Source organism: Bacillus sp. FSL K6-0069, from assembly GCF_038007785.1.
GTDB classification, from domain to species: domain Bacteria; phylum Bacillota; class Bacilli; order Bacillales; family Bacillaceae_G; genus Bacillus_A; species Bacillus_A mobilis.
This window is the reverse complement of the sequence record NZ_JBBOXN010000001.1, coordinates 578,391-595,530: the sequence shown is the minus strand read 5'-3', so window position 1 is coordinate 595,530 and position 17,140 is coordinate 578,391. Positions and strand designations below refer to the sequence as shown.

Here is a 17,140-nt window from a genome sequence, read left to right as displayed (position 1 = left end):
CGCCCTTTTTAGTTCGTTAAATAAGAATAAAACGCGTCAGCATCCGTGCGAATCACCGGTACAAAATTTAGTTCTTTTCCTTTTTCAGGCTGATCTTTTTTTATTTTTTCGGCTAATTCTTGAACGTTCATATTCGTTTTATCCATATTAAGCTCATCTGCCATTTGTAATACTTTTTGCTCATTAATTTCTTTTAATACTTGATATATATCTTTACCATACAAATCAATATGATATTTTTTTGCTTCTTCCTGTACTTTTTGTTCATACACTTCTTGTGCTAACGTTTCTATCTCTTTTCCTTTTTGGGAAATACCTAACTCCCCTGCTTCCTCTCTTACTTTCGTTCCATAGATTTCTTCCTCAATGTCCTCTATTTCTTTTCCATTTGCCGAAATGCCTAATTTATCCGCTTCATTGTTAATTTTAATCGTATTAATTTGATTAATTAAATTTACAATCGTTGTATTCTCTATAGATATGCCTAGCTTTAACGCTTCTTGCTTTATTTTTGTTTCATAGATTTCTTCTGAAAGAGTTCCAACGTCTTTTCCTTCAATCGAAATTCCTAACTGTTCTGCTTCCCTTCCTACTTCCGTCTCATGGATTTCTTTTTCTAGCGTAATTTGTTCTTTCCCTTCCGTTTCAATCCCTAAATTCTCTGCCTTTTCTTCTGTATGTACCGCATGTATCTTTCCATTATTTAATTGTTCTTTACTACGCTGCGTGTAATTTGTCTTTCCTTTTGATGTTTCAGAAGGAGAGGCACCGCCTAATATACTTAAACTCATTACTCCAATAGTGAATACCGTCATCATTTTCTTTTTCAAAATTAATTCCTCCCTCTTACACTTTCTTTTACATCATTCCCTATACATAATCGAAATAACGTTATGATCGATATAATCTGCTCAAATACCTTTTTATAATCGCTTCTTCATACGGCGAACTTTCTGTATATCATACATGTTATAAATAGTTTCTTAACTTTCCCTTAAAAAAAGACGACCTTGTAAAAACAAGATCGTCTTCTCACTTATATTCTTTGGTTTTTAGGAAGAATCACTTCAAAACAAGTACCCTCTTCCCATTTGCTCTCTACTAATATTTTCCCATAATGCTTGTCTACAATCCAATTCGCGATTGAAAGGCCTAATCCAGCTCCTTCTGACGCACTTCTCGCTTTATCCCCTTGATAAAAACGATTAAATAGTTTGGGGATATCCTCATCTTTCACTCCTATCCCATCATCTTTCACTCGTATACGAATCGAACTGTTCGTTTGCGTACAATCGATTTGAATATGACCACCTTCATTCGTATACTTCATCGCATTGTCTAACAATATGACCATCATTTGATGAATTCTCTCTCTATCACCCATAAATGATATACCATGCTCTACTTTTAATATCATCTCTTTTTCTTGATAAGAAGCAATCTCCTTATATGGATCTACTATTTCTTCTAACAATGTATCCATTTCAAATGTTTTCTTATCCATCTCAATTTGATTAGAATCCGAACGTGCTAACAATAATAAATTAGCTACAAGCTTAGATAACCGTCTACACTCCTTTGAAATCGTAGAAATATCCATCGCTTTTTCTTCTATTGTCGCAGATGGTGACTGAAATAATATATCTGTTTTGGATTGAATAACCGCAAGCGGTGTCCTTAATTCATGCGATGCGTCCGAAACGAATTGTTGCTGCTTTTCCCATGAATTTTGAATGGGTACGAGTGCCCTGCCAGCTAAGAAAAAGCCGATTCCTATTGCAAATAGGCTTCCTACACTACAACCTATAACAAGAATTAAAAATAAATTATTTAACATTTCTTCTTCAGCTGTTATATCGCGTACGATTTGAACAATTTTTCCACTTTGTTGAAATGCAAATGTTCTAAAATATATCCCTTGCGCCTCTATATCTTGCAAAGTTCCTAATTTCTTTGGCGAAAACTTTTCCAAATTATCTTCAAAGATAAAACGGCGTTTGCCGTTTTCAACACCTATCTCCACTGTGTTTCCATTCCAGGTTAATTCCATTATCCTCGGATCCCCAATTGGAGGATATCCTCTAATTTTTTTAGGTAGTTTTTTATCATCTGCATTCTCTCTATGTTGAACGACTTTTTCTATCGATTCATTTACTCCACTATAAATCCGCTTATATGTGTACGAATAAACAATACTACCTAATACGCCTATCAAAATGATAAATACTAATGAATTCAATATAGTCAATCGAATGCGCGTCTTCTGAAACATACTTCCCTTTTTCATTGTTCTTTTAATATGTATCCAATACCTCGAACGGTTTGAATATCTTTCTGATAACCGAATGGCTCTAATTTTTTACGTAAATGATGTACATACACTTCTACAATTGCTACTGTCGTATCTGAATCAAATCCCCAAACACGATCAAAAATTTGTTCACGCATTAAAATCTTTCCGCTATTTTGAACAAGGTACTCTAGAAGCTCATATTGTTTTAGTGTTAGCTTAATACCTTGTCCATCGACTTGAACCTCTTTATCTTTTCCAAATAATTCAATCCCTTTATAGCGAATGGTCTGCTTTGTTGTTAAACTACCGCTTCGTCGTAACAAAGCACGAATTCTTGCTTTTAATTCTGGGGCCTGAAACGGCTTAACGATATAGTCATCCCCGCCAAAATCCAACCCTTTCACTCGATCTTCTAAAGAATCTCTCGCTGTCAAAAACAGGACTGGCGTTTCAATCTTTTCATCACGTATTTTTTGAATCACTTCAAAACCGTCCATTTCTGGCATCATCACATCGAGCAAAATGGCATCATATATATTTTGTAACGCTAGAAATAACCCATCTTCTCCATTCAATGCTGTATCTACTTCAAATTCATCGCGTAATATTTGGACAATAGACTCTAATAAAGAAGCGTTATCTTCTACTACGAGTAAGCGCATATTCTCACCTTCCACCATATTGTTCAATTCTATTTATAATTATATTTTAACGTTTTTCTCGATATAAAATTTGGAAGATTTATTATAAAAACTCTTCCTTAAATTTTGCTTAATAAAAAATTGAAAGAAATAAGATTCCTCCTAAACTCGCTTCATTGGCTCAACACCAGCATGTACAAATATATACTCTTCTGTTTCAATGTAATGATCTAATTCTTGATTGAACTACTCACCACTTAACGTCCTTACGGACTGTTTGAAGTGGGAGATTCCTAAGTACAGAAGCCTAGTGGCTTCTAATTCATTAGGCTATCCCCGTAGTTCCTACGGTTAGAAGCCTTAAAGCTTCATTTTTAAGATTGATACTTGCGTTAATATCTCTGTCGTGATGACTATTGCACTCAGGACAATCCCATTCACGAAGATTTAGAGTCTTAACGTCTTTATTTTGATACCCACAACAAGAACATAATTGGCTTGAAGCAAATGTTTTGGATACCGGAATGACTTGTTTTCCATACCATTTTGCCTTGTATTCTAGCAACGTTCTAAATTGTGACCAAGATACTTCACTAATCGCTTTTGCTAACTTATGATTTTTTAACATATTCGATACTTGTAAATCTTCTATACCGATAACATCGTGGTTTTTGATGATTTCAGTTGAGATTTTGTCCAAGTAATCTTTTCTAGCATTAGCTATGTATTCATGAATTCTAGCTACCCTTACTCGTTGTTTATTCCAGCGAGAAGATCCTTTCATTCTTCTAGAAAGAACACGCTGTGCTTTTGCCAACTTCTCTTCCAATGAGCGAAAAAATTTAGGGTTTTTATAGGTTGTTCCATCTGACAAAATGGCGAAATCTTTTAATCCTACATCCATTCCAATATAAGAATGTGTTTTCGGAAGTTCTTGTACTTCTGTTTCAACTAACAATGACACAAAATATCTACCAGAAGGGTTCCGTCTAACCGTAGCATTTAAAATACGTCCCTTTACTTCACGACTTTTGGCAAATCGAACAAGACCTAGTTTCGGCAATTTCATTTTGTTTCCCACAACAGCAATGTTTTCATTTGTTTGTTTTGTGGTATAAGATTGTACGTTGTTCTTTTTAGATTTGAAACGCGGGGCACTGTTTTGTTTTTTAAAAAAGCGTGTGTAAGCATCCGCAAGGTTGCGAACAGACGATTGAATAGCAATACTATCCACTTCTTTTAGCCAAACAAACTCTTTCTTCATGACAGGAAGTTTGGCAGAGCATGTACCATATGTCAAACCTTTTCCTGTTTCTTTGTATGCATTATCCCATAAAGATAGGAAGTGATTGAATACAAAACGAGAACAACCAATCGTTTTATTAATTAGGATCGCTTGTGCTTTATTTGGATAGATACGAAATTTATACGCTTTATTAATCATCCTTCGTTTCACCTCCATTTCGATATATGTCTATCATATACCAAACGTACATTCGATTGATAGTGAAGTGATTATTACAAATTGTCTGGTAACACTTTACATATGTCGAACAATTAAGATGCCCTCCTGTCATCTCTTGTTCGAAGCCAATTCATCTCCCACCTACTCGCTGGACTACGTCCTTCACGCTCCTTGAGGAAGGAGTCTTCTTGGCTAAATTGATAAAATCAATTGATCTTGTCTCGCATCGTATTGAGCTTCTTCCAATAACTGTTCAAACTTTTTTATTTCTCCATGAATATCACTAATAACAAGAATTCTTTTCATATTATCCCTCCCCTTTCTAATTATAGTTCAAAACGTCAGAAAGTTACGAACTGTAATTCCAAATCACATTTATTACAAACTAAACTATTATCCTTACAACAATGTAAGTCTCTTGTCATCCAATTCGATAGTTGCAATTGCTATATTTCCTTATACTAAAAGTAAGAAATGAAACAAAAAAACAAGGAGAGATGAGAAATGAAAAAAGTGATGGAAGTTGTAGTAGCGGTGGCAGAGGTTTTCGTAAATGGCAAACAAGTTGCAATGGAGTTAAACAAATAATGAAAAGGACAAGATTCATTCTAGACTCTTTACTCATATAAAAGAGATAAGACTTCTTCATTTTTTTGATCCCTTATCTCCTTGTAAAGAAAACCGTATCCTTTTGGGATACGGCTTTCTCTTATTTTTGACTCGTACGAGCTGAAATACTAATTGCTCTATCTGTTGCTTTTGCAGCCTCATCTAACGCTTCTTTACTATTCTTTCCGTCATACATTGCTTCTAATGCTTTTACAACTGCATCTCGTGATTCTGGGAATACACTAATTAATGCCCCTTGAGTTGCTGGAGATTGCTTCGTCGCTTGTAATTGTTCTACTGTTACTTTTAGCTGTGGATATTTTTCATATTGCTCTTTTACTAACGGTTCATTGTATGCATCTGGATTAATAGAGAAATAGCCTGTTGCAGTATGCCATTTTGCTTGTACGTCTGGCTTCGTTAAATATTTCATAAAGTCCCAAGCACCTTGTTGTGTTTCTTCTGAAACCATATTCGTCATCCATAATGATGCTCCACCAATAACAACGCCATTTTGTTTCGAATCCTCTGGATACGGAATATACGACACGCCTACATTAAACTTAGATGCATCAATTAAGTCGCGAACACCCGCTGAAGAATCTAAATACATAGCAACTTGTCCAGACTGGAACGCGGCACGAATATCATCCCAACTTGCTCCATACTTTCCAAGTGCACCAGCTTTATTTAATTCATCTAACATTCCAAATACTTTTTGTCCTTCTTTACCGTTAAATACCGCCTTCTTTGCAGCATCTTTACGACCATTTTCATTATCTACATATAAAGCTCCTTGTGTCGCTAACAATTCTTCAAAGAACCAACCATAATTCAGCATTGAGAATCCATATTGTTTTACATTTCCGCCTTCTTTAATCGTTAACTTTTTCGCTGCTTCTTGTAATTCCGTATACGTTTTCGGAGCTTTTTCTGGATCTAAGCCCGCCTTTGCAAAAGCATCTTTATTATAAATTAATACTGGTGTAGATGAATTAAATGGCATAGAATACATTTTCCCATCAACTGAATAATAATTTGTAATTGCTTTTTCCAACTTTGAAGTATCATACTTATCTTTTTTTATCCAACTATCAATTGGCGTAATCTTTTTGCTATCAATCATATATTTCGTTGTAATTTCACTCGATTGAACAAGCGCTGGTGCTTCTTTCGTTGCAGACATCGTTCTAAATTTCGTTAAAGACTCTTCATATGTCCCTTGGAATTCTGCCTTTATCTCGTATTTATTCTGCGATTTATTATAGTCTGCAACAAGCCCATCTAATACACCTTGTGTTTTTCCACCCATTGCGTGCCAGAAACGAATTACAGTTTTATCACCATTTTTTTCAACTGGTGCTACTTTTGCCTGTGCTTCAGGTTTCCCCTCCGTTTTACTATTTGAACAAGCGGCACTAGATAATGCCATTGTTGCTGCCATTAATAGAGCAGCACCTTTTTTAACTAAATTCATTTTACATTCACCTTCTCTTCGTTATTTAATTGCACCTTTTGTTAACCCTTGTTGTAATTGCTTTTGCCCTACAAATAGTAAAATCAATGTTGGAATTACAATAACCGTAACACCGGCCATTACACTTCCCCAATCAGTTGCAACTTCTTGAGACTGAAGCTGCTTTATACCAATTTGGACTGTTCTCACTTTTTCATCAGTGGTCACTAAGAGTGGCCATAAGTACATATTCCATGTTGTTAAAAAGCTATATACTCCAAGCGTAATAAAACTCGTTTTACAATACGGAATTACGACGCGAAATAAAAACCTTACATTTCCAATTCCTTCAATAAAAGCAGCTTCTTTCAGTTCATTCGGAAGCGTCATAAAATGTTGACGGAGTAAGAAAATACCGAAAGCTGTTGCAAAAAACGGCACTGTCATCCCAGCAAAACTATTGATCCAACCAAAGTTTTGAATCGTTAAAAAGTTAGGTACCATCGTCGCTTCCCACGGAATAAGCATCGTTGAAATAAACAGGAAGAAAATAAGGTTTCTTCCTTTAAACTGAAGAAAGACAAAAGCATAAGCCGCTAAACTTGATACGATAAGTTGTCCAATCATAACGACTGTTGATACGATTAAACTGTTATATAGGTATGTAAACAGCGGTACTTTTTGAAAGATATTAATAAAATTATCAAAAGTAAATTGGGTCGGAAATAACCTTCTCATTTGAATATCATCTGGTGTCATAAAGCTTATTAAAAACGCATAGAGTACAGGAAAAAATACCATTACTGCACTAATAATGAGCAGCATGTATAATAGGAAATTTTGTTTCCACTGTTTAACGATCATTTATAATGCACCTTTCTCTCAGCAAACTTGAATTGAAGTAATGTAGCAATGAAAATGAAAATAAATAATACCATCGCTTGTGCACTTGCTGTTCCAAATTGATGATTCACAAATGCCTCTTTATAAATCGAATACACAATTAAATTCGTTGCATCATTTGGCCCACCGTGCGTTAAAATATCAATTTGTCCAAAGCTTTGAAACGCACTAATTAACGTTACTGTCACGATAAAGAATAAAGTTGGTGATAGCATCGGTAATGTAACACGACGAAGCTTATATAAATAGCTAGCACCATCTATTGATGCACTCTCATATAAAGACGTATCAATATTTTGTAAACCACCTAATATAACTAAAAATGCAAATCCTGTATTCACCCAAACCGTTGTAACCGATACAGAGAACAACGCCCAATCTGGACTCGTTAACCATGCGATTGCAGGTAGATTCATAGAGGCTAATATATTATTAAATAACCCTACACTTGGATGAAACAAAAATAGCCAAATCACCGCACTAGCAGCTACTGATATTCCCATAGTGGAAGAAAATAACACACGGAATAACCCAACACCCCTTACTTTTCCATTTGCAATCAATGCAAGAAATAAAGCGATTATAATACTCGTCGGCACTGTATATACAACAAATAATAAAGTTGACTTTATACTCTTGTAGAAAGCAGGATCAGAAAATAGGTATTGATAATTTTCTAAGCCAACAAAAAGATTAGCTTCTCCGTGTATATCTGTTAAATAAAAACTATAGTAGATCGTTCTAAATAATGGATAGAAAAGAAAAATTGAAAACAGTAAAATAGATGGCGCCAAAAACAATAATCCTACTCTTAAATCTTTCGTTCTACTCCATAAATTCTTCTTTTTTGACACTTTTGCTTGAGCTGGTAACTTACCTACTTCAATCATTATTTCGCCACCACTTTCAACTCTTCTTCAGCTACCACTTTTAACCGTTCATTCGTATTTTGGTGAAAGAAGCATAACTTTTCTTGCGAGAATAATAATTTTACTTTGTCACCTTTGTTCAGGAGTAGCTGTCCAATGACTTTCGCACTCCAAATTGTTCCATTTACTGCGAAATTTAATATAGATTCATTCCCTAATACTTCCACAGATTGTAGCGTCACTTCTTGCCCTTCCTCAGACAGTGCAATATGTTCAGGACGCATACCTATTCGAATAGTTCCTTCTGGTAATCGCTTTAACTGTCCTATAGATAACGGAACTTGCAATTGTCCTATATGTAATACGCCTTTTTCTTTGTCCACTTCCCCATCATTTATATTCATCGAAGGAGAACCTATAAAACTTGCAACAAATTCATTCGCGGGTTCGTTATATATATCAAGCGGTGTTCCAACTTGCTGTATACTTCCTTTATTTAAGACCATGATACGATCTCCCATAGTCATCGCTTCTATTTGATCATGAGTAACATAAATCATTGTAATTCCTAGACGTTGCTGAATTTCTCTAATTTCAATCCTCATTTGCGCACGTAATTTCGCATCTAAATTTGAAAGTGGTTCATCCATTAAACAGATCGGTGCTTGACTCACGATCGCCCTAGCAAGTGCCACACGCTGTCTTTGTCCCCCTGATAACTGTCCTGGCTTCATTTTTACATACTCTTTCAGTCCTACCATTTCAATTGCTTCCATTAATCGCTTTTGTCGCTCTTCTTTTTGTATTTTTCTTACCTTAAGTCCGAATAAAATGTTTTCTTCTACAGATAAGTGTGGATATAGTGCATAATTTTGAAATACCATTGATAGATTACGGTCTTTCGGCTCTAAATCATTTGCAACATGTTCATTAATAATTAAATCTCCCGAAGAAATCTCTTCTAAACCAGCGATCATTCGTAATAGTGTACTTTTCCCACATCCTGAAGGTCCAACTAAAACAAAAAACTCGCCCTTCTTAATGTGAACCGATACACCTTTAACCGCTATCTCTTCCGCATTTTTATACACCTTTGAAACATTTTTCAATTCAATCACAAGATTGCACTCCTTTTTTCTTCTTGTATCCATACTTCATAATGACTCGTTGAAATCGCACTTGCTCCTGCACGAATAGCAATTTCCGCATCTTCTCGTGTTTGAATTAGTCCGCCTGCAATAATAGGAAACTCTATTTCCTCTGCTAACTGCTTAATAATGGAAGGCATAATACCAGGCATAATCTCTACCGCATTCGGTTTAGTCGTTTTACAATTCTCAATTGATTTTGTAAGAGACAAAGTATCAACAATAAAAATGCGTTGAATCGTTTTTAATCCAATTTTATTAGCATTTCGAATTGTCGAGCCTTTTGTTGAAATAATGCCTTGCGCCCCAATAACATCTTGAATATACAAAAGGGCTTCCTCTGTATTTGTATTTAAACCTTGTATAAAATCACAATGAAGAAATACATCATGTCCATGTTTCTGTAATTCATATACACGCTCTGGTAACTCCAGCATTGAACCAGTCATAAGAAAAACTGTTTTCGGTAATTTTTTGTATGTTTTGTACCCTTTCCAATCCTTTATCATCGCAATATAAGGTTCTTTGAACATTTATTCCACCTAGCTTTTCTATTTTTATCCAAACTAAAAACACCTACTTACATAGAACACCTTTCTCCTTATTTGAACTCTAGGAAATAGAGCACACCTAAGAAAGTGGCACGTTATATGTAAGCGGGTGTTCTCAAATGTTCTCTACCCTAGTTATTCTGTTACCTTTACTATATTACGCATTTATTAAGTCAGTTTTGATAGATTGTTAATTAGGTGTTAATCGAATGTTAATATTCACCATATTTTTTTAACAATAATCTAAATATACGAATGAACCCCAACAGCAAACAACTATTTTTAAAATTTAAGTGATATGCAAATTCATTCCATAGTTAATCAGTTTTAGTTTTCTCGCAACTGCTTGTGAAGCATAATTATCCCAAGAAGTACTATAAAGTGGAATGCGTTTTTCTTCTTGTATTGATATCGCCCAGTCTGTAACAACATCAGCACCATATCCATTCCCTTGAAACTCCGCTAAAGTTTCCACACTCGCCTCAGCAGCTACAGGCGTACTCCTAGCACTGCAACATATAGAAACTACCTTTTCATTTTTTACAATTGCAAAGTAAGGTTGCCTCCACTCCATCTGTTCTATTAGATTAGGAAAATTTTCTCGCAAAAGCTCTTTATTCTTCTCTGTTATCTGTATTGTTCTAGTTGGCTTATGTAAATTATTAGAGAACATGAAAGCAGTGCCCATCCAAATATTTTTTACTGTTCTTTCTTCATTTAATACATCAATGATCTTAGCTAATTCTATATGATTTGAAGGTTCTCGAATTAATTTCTCAATCTGACCTACCGTTTCATCATCCAGATCACAATGATATCTCGTTATACTACCTTCACGAGTTCCGCCAAGAAAAAAGCGTGGTGCTTTTGGATTTCCTTGTTCATTTACATATTTCATTTTTCCTACTTGATTATGAACAAATAAAACCTCTACCTGAATTGCTATTAAATCAAGTTCTGAGAGCCTCATTTATATCCTCCTTAGTTACTCCATATACCATTCATAATCTATTTTTCATGCCCAAAATAAAAATCCCATTTAAATACACATTACTGAATCCACCATACTAAATGACTTCTTCATTCTGTCTATCTAAATGAGATTATTTCGTACTTTTTATTTCTTTGTTTTGTTATTCCACCGGTTGTGGTTGTGGCTGCATTACTTCATTCGCTCCAGCTACCCTCAACATATTTGCAATATCTTTAAAACCTCTTTTTTCAGCATATTGCAGTGGTGTAACATTTTCCTTATTGGCCATATTTACATCTGCCCCGTGGTCAATAAGCATTTGAATTACTTTCTTATGGCTTTCACTACCATTTCCTAATACGATTGCTTCTACTAAAGCTGTTCCACCACGAGCATTTCTATAATTCACATCAATATCCGTATGCTCTAATAACTCTTTTACGACCTCTACATGGCCACGTTCAGATGCAGAAATGAGTGCTGTTCCACCTGATTTAGTAATTTCTTTCGTATTAACCCCTGCATTAATTAATAGCTTTACAATGTCAGTATAGCCTTCTCTACTTGCATAAAGAAATGGATTACTTTGTTTCTCGTCTTTACTTTCAATATTAGCCCCTGCACCAATTAACGCTTTAACTGTCTCTACATGATTTTGATACGTTGCTGCAAGGATTGGCGTTTCTCCATTGTCACCTTCTACGTTTATATTGGCTCCATCTTGAATCAACTTCATAGCTGTTTCCGTGTCTCCAAGAGTCGCAGAAAGTAGCAACTGTTTGTCCATTAAATTTATACTTTTTTCTTCTTTAGGTTCTTCCTGTTCTTTATGCTTTTCTTTTTTCTTTTCATTTTTCACATGAACCGGTTTCGATTCTGGCTCCTCTTGCTTATCGCAAGCCACTACCGTCATTAAAAATCCTAATAACATACATAATAAAATTTTTTGTTTTCTCACAACTACAGCTCCTATGAAAGATAATGTTTTCTTAACCATTCCTCCATCACATACAATAACTCTTCTTGATTACATTTATCCATAAGCCCTTTATATTCCTTCTTTAATCGGATTATCTAAACTTATATCTACGTTTCTCAACCTATATTAGCGCAGCAATTAGTTTAGCACGATTTTACCGCATTTGTATACATTTCTAAAAAGTACATACATAATTGCTTTAGGTTACTATATTCCATTGTAACCGTTCTTCTAAAAATTTGACACCTTTTCTATATTTGCACCTGAGTAATAATAAAAAAAGACAACTATGTAGTTGTCTTTTTTTATTATTAATGGTGCCCACCGTGATTTCCCTTTTTCGGGTTCCCCATCATCTCTTTATTCATTTCCCATTTATGCGCTGCTAGCTCTTTATATGAAAGAACTTTTCCTTTATAGTTAGACACAAAATTCTCTGCATCCTTTTTACTTTCAAATGAAATAACATTATAAGCCATCGGTGTCGTTATTGTTTTATCATATACGTAAGTCGCATCTTCTAATGAAATCCACTCTTTCGAATCATAATCGCGAACAAATTTTTCTTTCGTCTTTTCTCCTGGATTAATCTCCATCCATTTATACATACAACCGATATCATCAAACTTTAACGCTTTTCCATTTTCTAAAATAACTTCTGTTGCAAATTGATTATCCATTACCCCAATTTGGCAAATATCACATTTATCATGTTTCTCATCAATTGCCACAGCCTCTGCTCGTTTCTTACCACATCCTACTATTGTAAAGACAAGGAATAAGCATATAGCAAGCATCACATACTTTGTTCTCATTTTATTTCCTCCCTAACCGTATCTTCCACTAGGAGAATATCAAAAACTTGTGTGAGATTTGTGAAAAAACAATGTTCTTTTTGTAATATATGGAACAAAAAAGATGTGTAGTCATATCTACACATCTCTCATCATTCACAACCTGTAATTAATAAATCATCTTCTAACTTAACTAATAATGTATCTGTATTAATTTGCTGTCCAACAACTACATTTACTAACCTTATATTTCCACTAATACCGATCGCAACTTTTTCAAGTTCACCGTTATTTTTTCGGATCATCATTAATTTTTCCCACTCATATACGTAAGAAGATTCTTTAACAAAAATCTCTTCTACTTTTCCTTCATAAGAACTATAAATCTCTTCCATTCTCGTTTTCATATAAAATCTACTCCCTATTTCACACTTCAATATTTTCATCTTATTCTACCATTCTTACGGAGAGCAGCTTACTTTTTAAAAATTCAAATTAACTCCTGTGAACAAAATGACCAAAATAAAAATTATGCTTCTAATGATGTTATTTTTCAAATTATTTACCATTTGAATGATTGATTTTATGATAAACAAAAAACATTTTATCTGAATTTTCATTACATTTTGAAAGCGCAATCATTTTTAAGGGGGAGATTACATGTTAGCACTACTTGGATTTGCGATGGTATTTGTCTTTATGTTTTTAATTATGACGAAACGTATGTCAGCACTAGTAGCATTAATATTAATTCCAATTACTTTCGCATTAATTGGCGGTTTTTATGCAAATATGGGACCTATGATGTTAGAAGGGATTCAAAAACTAGCACCTACTGGTATTATGCTTATGTTTGCTATTTTGTATTTTGGAATTATGATTGATAGCGGTTTATTCGATCCTGTCATTAGTAGGATTTTGAAATTTGTAAAAGGAGATCCTTTAAAAATTGTTGTTGGTACAGCGATTCTTACGATTATTGTTTCATTAGATGGGGATGGAACAACAACGTATATGATTACTGTTTCCGCAATGTACCCACTATATAAACGCCTTGGAATGAATCCACTTATATTAGCTGGGGTTGTTATGTTAGGAGCAGGAGTAACAAATCTTACACCGTGGGGCGGACCGACAGCTCGGGTTATGAGTGCTCTTGGACTAGACGCATCAGAACTCTTTACACCACTTATACCAGGAATGATCGCTGGTGCAATTTGGGTCGTTTTCGTTGCTTACTATCTTGGCAAAAAAGAAAGAAAACGTTTAGGCATTATGGATGTACAATATTTAAAACAAATGCAAACGATGGATGAGCAAGCTGCCACAGTAGAAGCTGCCGTTCATAAACGCCCTAAGCTTCTATGGATTAACTTTTTATTAACTGTTACCTTACTTGTTTTCCTTATACTAGAAGTTATGCCGTTACCTGTTTTATTTACAATTGCTTTCGCGATTGCTGTTATGCTTAACTATCCGAACTTAGAACAACAGAAAGAACGTATTGCTTCTCACGCAGGAAACGTATTAGCGGTTGTTTCTCTCGTATTTGCCGCTGGAATTTTCACTGGTATTTTATCAGGAACAAAAATGGTAGATGCAATGGCTCAAAGTGTAGTCACTCTTATACCAGACGCTCTTGGACCACAACTACCAATTATTACAGCTCTTCTTAGTATGCCGTTCACATTTTTCATGTCTAATGATGCATTTTACTTCGGCGTATTACCTATTTTAACGAAAGCTGCCGCTGCTTACGGAATTAGTGCAGCCGAAATGGGACGTGCTTCTTTACTTGGTCAACCTGTTCACTTATTAAGCCCTCTTGTCGCATCCACTTATTTATTAGTCGGAATGGCCAAAGTTGATTTTGGTGAACATCAACGCTTCACTTTATTGTGGGCAGTTGGAACAACAATGGTGATGTTGATTACTGGAATTGTAATTGGGATTATTCCAATATAAGATAAAAAAGAGTAGAGGACATATATCCTCTACTCTTTTTCTATTATGAAGAAACAAGAAAATACCGTCTCTCCGGTCTCCCTACACTCCCATATGTAAGCTCCGCATAAACTCTCTTTCCAGATATTAAATACTCTAAATAACGCCTCGCTGTTGACCTGCTTACTCCTACCATTGTACTTAACACTTCTGCTGTAATTCCTTCTTCATTCACTATTAACATATGCTTTTTTATTTTTGCTAAAGTTAAAGGATCGATCCCTTTCGGCGCATATTCTATTTCAGTTCCTTTTACGCCTCTTTGAGACCATAAATGTTCTATTTGTTCTGTAGATAATTGATTATTTTTCTTCAACTGCACAATCTTTTTTTGATAACTTTCCAAACTCGCCTTAAATCGATCAAACATAAGTGGCTTTACGATATAATCTGTTACTCCGCCTCGTAAAGCGTGCCTCACTACATCTGTTTCCGATGCAGCTGTAATCATAATAATATCTGTATCATGTAAATTATGCCTAATATATGTGACAAGTTCCGTTCCTTGCATATCAGGTAAATACACATCTAATAAAACGAGCTGCGGCTTCACAAGATCTAGCCATTCTTTCGCTTGTTCTCCAGTCGTTGCTGTTCCAATTACTTTAAAGCCCCCAACCTTTTCAGTAAAACGACGATGAATGTCCGCAATTCGAATATCATCTTCTACAATCAATACTTCAATCTCCTCACCCATTACAATTCGCCTCTCTCTTTTGGTAATGCGATAATAAATAATGCACCACCTAAATCCCCTTTTTCGATTGCAATACTTCCATTTAAATCTTCTACTAGCTCTTTCACTTTTGCTAATCCATAACCTCGCTTCCCGCCTTCTTTCGTCGAGAAGCCTTTATAGAATATACTAGTAATGACTTCATCATGGATCCCCTGTCCTGAATCTTCCACTTCAATTACTATTTCTTCTCCAATATCAGTTACAAACATTCTTACCTTCTTATCATTCTCTTCATTTCTCTCAATTGCTTCAAATGCATTCGTAATTAAATTTCCTAAAATAGAAACGACATAATTACTCTCAATGTGCGGACTTAATTTATCTAAGCTACTTTCTCGATCTAGCATAAAATCAATCTTTAACTCTCGCGCTCTATTATAGAATCCAATTAAAATCCCACCTAACCACGGATTTTGAATTCGCTTCATAATAAATTGAACAAAATCTTGATATACCGCTGTTTCCTTATGAATAAGCTCTAAAGCATCCTCATATGATTCTAACTGAATAAGACCTGAAAGCGTATACAACAAATTGTTATATTCATGTGTTTGCGCTCGTAATGCCTCTGTATATTGCTTCGTCTGAGATAATTCTGCTGTTAATTGATCCATTTCAGATTTCAAACGTAAGCTCGATACAACGCCAGTTACTTTATTCTTTACTTTAATAGGTAGACGGTTCGCAATCACAGCCTGCCCTTTTATATTTAATTGACGATCAAACTGTTCTTCACCAGTTTGAAATACATCTAGTATTGTTGAATTAGGAATTACATTTAAAATAAATTCTCCAATAATATTTCGTTGTTTATCTAGCGAAAGAATATCATAAGCCGCTTGGTTGACTAAACTAATCATGCCATTTTGATCAATAACAATAATCCCTTCACGTACAGATTGAATCACTGTACTATGCTCTTCGTATAAAGATGAAATTTCTTCTGGCTCCATCCCAAACATCATTCTTTTTATACTTCCCGCTAAATATATAGAGCCAATTATTCCAATTAAAAGACCGATTATTGTAATCCAAAATACGCGCTTTCCATACACTTCTACGGCTCCATGAATATCATCCATTGAAAATCCAACAGACACCACGCCAATAATTTCATTTTCCTGATTACGGATTGGAACTTTTCCACGTAATGAAGGGCCTAATGATCCAGTTGCTCTCGAAACATACGATTTCCCTTCTAATAGAACCCCTTCGTTATCTCCACCAACCATTTCTTCTCCTATTTTATCTCGCTTAGGATGTGCATATCGAATCCCCTCTTTGTTTCCAACTACAATAAAATCAGCATCTGTATCAATTCGAATTTTTTCTGCAATTGGCTGAATAATAGAAGCTGGATTTTCTTTTTGAAAAGCTTCCGTTATTTCAGGTATAGCAGCAACTGTTTTCGCAACATGCAAAGCCCGTTTACCAATTTGCTCTTCTACCGTTTCAGACAATATGTAATAAAATAAATAACTTGTTAATAGAAGTACGACTAGAATAAGTGTACTAATTGTTAATGTAATTCTCGGTTGTAGTTTTAACTTTTTAAATTTCAAAACCATTCCCCTAACATAATTAAAGATGGAATTTAAAGAATTTACAGTCTTTTGTAATTACACCTAATCATAACACGGTTACTCTATATTTCTTTATTTTTATCTTCATAAAAAAAGAAACGAAGTACAATTACTACCTCGTTTCTTAACATTT

16 protein-coding genes and 2 pseudogenes are annotated in these 17,140 nt (G+C 34.8%); 1 reads left to right on the top strand and 17 read right to left on the bottom strand.

What is annotated here, in order from left to right; genetic code table 11:
• Positions 1–8: 8 nt before the first annotated feature.
• The 15 genes and pseudogenes from MHB74_RS03035 to MHB74_RS02965 all read right to left on the bottom strand — a co-directional run bounded on the left by MHB74_RS03035 (position 9) and on the right by MHB74_RS02965 (position 13,088).
• Positions 9–830: a hypothetical protein gene (locus tag MHB74_RS03035; protein ID WP_061676993.1), complete on the bottom strand. Its 822-nt coding sequence runs from the start codon at positions 828–830 to the stop codon at positions 9–11.
• 206 nt (positions 831–1,036) lie between these two features.
• A complete protein-coding gene (locus MHB74_RS03030; protein WP_141658047.1) occupies positions 1,037–2,272 on the bottom strand; it encodes a sensor histidine kinase in 1,236 nt (411 codons plus the stop codon).
• A gap of 11 nt (positions 2,273–2,283) precedes the next feature.
• Complete coding sequence (locus MHB74_RS03025) at positions 2,284–2,955, bottom strand: response regulator transcription factor (protein WP_061676995.1); 672 nt, start codon at positions 2,953–2,955, stop codon at positions 2,284–2,286.
• Between the two features lie 144 nt (positions 2,956–3,099).
• A pseudogene (locus MHB74_RS03020) lies at positions 3,100–3,180 on the bottom strand (serine/threonine protein phosphatase); the annotation flags it as partial.
• Positions 3,181–3,259: 79 nt separating this feature from the next.
• Positions 3,260–4,378, bottom strand: coding sequence for an IS200/IS605 family element RNA-guided endonuclease TnpB (tnpB, locus tag MHB74_RS03015; RefSeq protein ID WP_340843845.1), 1,119 nt, complete (start codon positions 4,376–4,378; stop codon positions 3,260–3,262).
• A gap of 222 nt (positions 4,379–4,600) precedes the next feature.
• Positions 4,601–4,705 (bottom strand): annotated as a pseudogene (locus MHB74_RS03010) (serine/threonine protein phosphatase); the annotation flags it as partial.
• A gap of 403 nt (positions 4,706–5,108) precedes the next feature.
• A complete protein-coding gene (locus MHB74_RS03005; protein WP_061676997.1) occupies positions 5,109–6,485 on the bottom strand; it encodes an ABC transporter substrate-binding protein in 1,377 nt (458 codons plus the stop codon).
• Positions 6,486–6,506: 21 nt separating this feature from the next.
• Positions 6,507–7,328: a carbohydrate ABC transporter permease gene (locus tag MHB74_RS03000; RefSeq protein ID WP_061676998.1), complete on the bottom strand. Its 822-nt coding sequence runs from the start codon at positions 7,326–7,328 to the stop codon at positions 6,507–6,509.
• Positions 7,325–8,257, bottom strand: coding sequence for a carbohydrate ABC transporter permease (locus MHB74_RS02995; RefSeq protein WP_061676999.1), 933 nt, complete (start codon positions 8,255–8,257; stop codon positions 7,325–7,327). Before MHB74_RS02995 ends, MHB74_RS03000 begins: the two co-directional genes overlap by 4 nt.
• Positions 8,257–9,354: an ABC transporter ATP-binding protein gene (locus tag MHB74_RS02990; protein WP_061677000.1), complete on the bottom strand. Its 1,098-nt coding sequence runs from the start codon at positions 9,352–9,354 to the stop codon at positions 8,257–8,259. The genes MHB74_RS02995 and MHB74_RS02990 overlap by 1 nt, the downstream gene beginning before the upstream one ends.
• Positions 9,351–9,917 (bottom strand): glycerol-3-phosphate responsive antiterminator, encoded by a 567-nt coding sequence (locus tag MHB74_RS02985; protein ID WP_061677001.1) that lies wholly within the window; start codon positions 9,915–9,917, stop codon positions 9,351–9,353. The genes MHB74_RS02990 and MHB74_RS02985 overlap by 4 nt, the downstream gene beginning before the upstream one ends.
• Positions 9,918–10,224: 307 nt before the next feature.
• A complete protein-coding gene (locus tag MHB74_RS02980) occupies positions 10,225–10,905 on the bottom strand; it encodes a GNAT family N-acetyltransferase (RefSeq protein ID WP_061677002.1) in 681 nt (226 codons plus the stop codon).
• Between the two features lie 163 nt (positions 10,906–11,068).
• Complete coding sequence (locus MHB74_RS02975) at positions 11,069–11,905, bottom strand: ankyrin repeat domain-containing protein (protein WP_141658048.1); 837 nt, start codon at positions 11,903–11,905, stop codon at positions 11,069–11,071.
• 293 nt (positions 11,906–12,198) lie between these two features.
• Positions 12,199–12,702, bottom strand: a complete 504-nt coding sequence (locus tag MHB74_RS02970; protein WP_061677003.1) for a nitrous oxide reductase accessory protein NosL — start codon at positions 12,700–12,702, stop codon at positions 12,199–12,201.
• A 131-nt stretch (positions 12,703–12,833) separates the two neighbouring features.
• A complete protein-coding gene (locus MHB74_RS02965) occupies positions 12,834–13,088 on the bottom strand; it encodes a hypothetical protein (RefSeq protein WP_000857649.1) in 255 nt (84 codons plus the stop codon).
• A 253-nt stretch (positions 13,089–13,341) separates the two neighbouring features.
• On the opposite strand from MHB74_RS02965, the gene MHB74_RS02960 reads away from it, so the two are divergent.
• On the top strand, positions 13,342–14,646 hold the full coding sequence (locus MHB74_RS02960) for a CitMHS family transporter (RefSeq protein ID WP_061677004.1): 1,305 nt from the start codon (positions 13,342–13,344) through the stop codon (positions 14,644–14,646).
• A 43-nt stretch (positions 14,647–14,689) separates the two neighbouring features.
• Here MHB74_RS02960 and MHB74_RS02955 read toward each other — a convergent pair whose 3' ends face one another.
• On the bottom strand, positions 14,690–15,382 hold the full coding sequence (locus MHB74_RS02955) for a response regulator (RefSeq protein ID WP_061677005.1): 693 nt from the start codon (positions 15,380–15,382) through the stop codon (positions 14,690–14,692).
• A complete protein-coding gene (locus tag MHB74_RS02950) occupies positions 15,382–16,992 on the bottom strand; it encodes an ATP-binding protein (RefSeq protein ID WP_081110163.1) in 1,611 nt (536 codons plus the stop codon). Before MHB74_RS02950 ends, MHB74_RS02955 begins: the two co-directional genes overlap by 1 nt.
• Between the last annotated feature and the right edge of the window lie 148 nt (positions 16,993–17,140).

What these genes read in the sequence shown, in the direction of transcription:
- MHB74_RS03030 (WP_141658047.1), bottom strand. Translation starts at nt 2,272, where the DNA reads ATGTTTCAGAAGACGCGCATTCGATTGACTATATTGAATTCATTAGTA.
- MHB74_RS03025 (WP_061676995.1), bottom strand. Translation starts at nt 2,955, where the DNA reads ATGCGCTTACTCGTAGTAGAAGATAACGCTTCTTTATTAGAGTCTATT.
- tnpB (WP_340843845.1), bottom strand. Translation starts at nt 4,378, where the DNA reads ATGATTAATAAAGCGTATAAATTTCGTATCTATCCAAATAAAGCACAA.
- MHB74_RS03005 (WP_061676997.1), bottom strand. Translation starts at nt 6,485, where the DNA reads ATGAATTTAGTTAAAAAAGGTGCTGCTCTATTAATGGCAGCAACAATG.
- MHB74_RS03000 (WP_061676998.1), bottom strand. Translation starts at nt 7,328, where the DNA reads ATGATCGTTAAACAGTGGAAACAAAATTTCCTATTATACATGCTGCTC.
- MHB74_RS02995 (WP_061676999.1), bottom strand. Translation starts at nt 8,257, where the DNA reads ATGATTGAAGTAGGTAAGTTACCAGCTCAAGCAAAAGTGTCAAAAAAG.
- MHB74_RS02985 (WP_061677001.1), bottom strand. Translation starts at nt 9,917, where the DNA reads ATGTTCAAAGAACCTTATATTGCGATGATAAAGGATTGGAAAGGGTAC.
- MHB74_RS02980 (WP_061677002.1), bottom strand. Translation starts at nt 10,905, where the DNA reads ATGAGGCTCTCAGAACTTGATTTAATAGCAATTCAGGTAGAGGTTTTA.
- MHB74_RS02975 (WP_141658048.1), bottom strand. Translation starts at nt 11,905, where the DNA reads ATGGTTAAGAAAACATTATCTTTCATAGGAGCTGTAGTTGTGAGAAAA.
- MHB74_RS02970 (WP_061677003.1), bottom strand. Translation starts at nt 12,702, where the DNA reads ATGAGAACAAAGTATGTGATGCTTGCTATATGCTTATTCCTTGTCTTT.
- MHB74_RS02965 (WP_000857649.1), bottom strand. Translation starts at nt 13,088, where the DNA reads ATGAAAACGAGAATGGAAGAGATTTATAGTTCTTATGAAGGAAAAGTA.
- MHB74_RS02960 (WP_061677004.1), top strand. Translation starts at nt 13,342, where the DNA reads ATGTTAGCACTACTTGGATTTGCGATGGTATTTGTCTTTATGTTTTTA.
- MHB74_RS02955 (WP_061677005.1), bottom strand. Translation starts at nt 15,382, where the DNA reads ATGGGTGAGGAGATTGAAGTATTGATTGTAGAAGATGATATTCGAATT.
- MHB74_RS02950 (WP_081110163.1), bottom strand. Translation starts at nt 16,992, where the DNA reads ATGGTTTTGAAATTTAAAAAGTTAAAACTACAACCGAGAATTACATTA.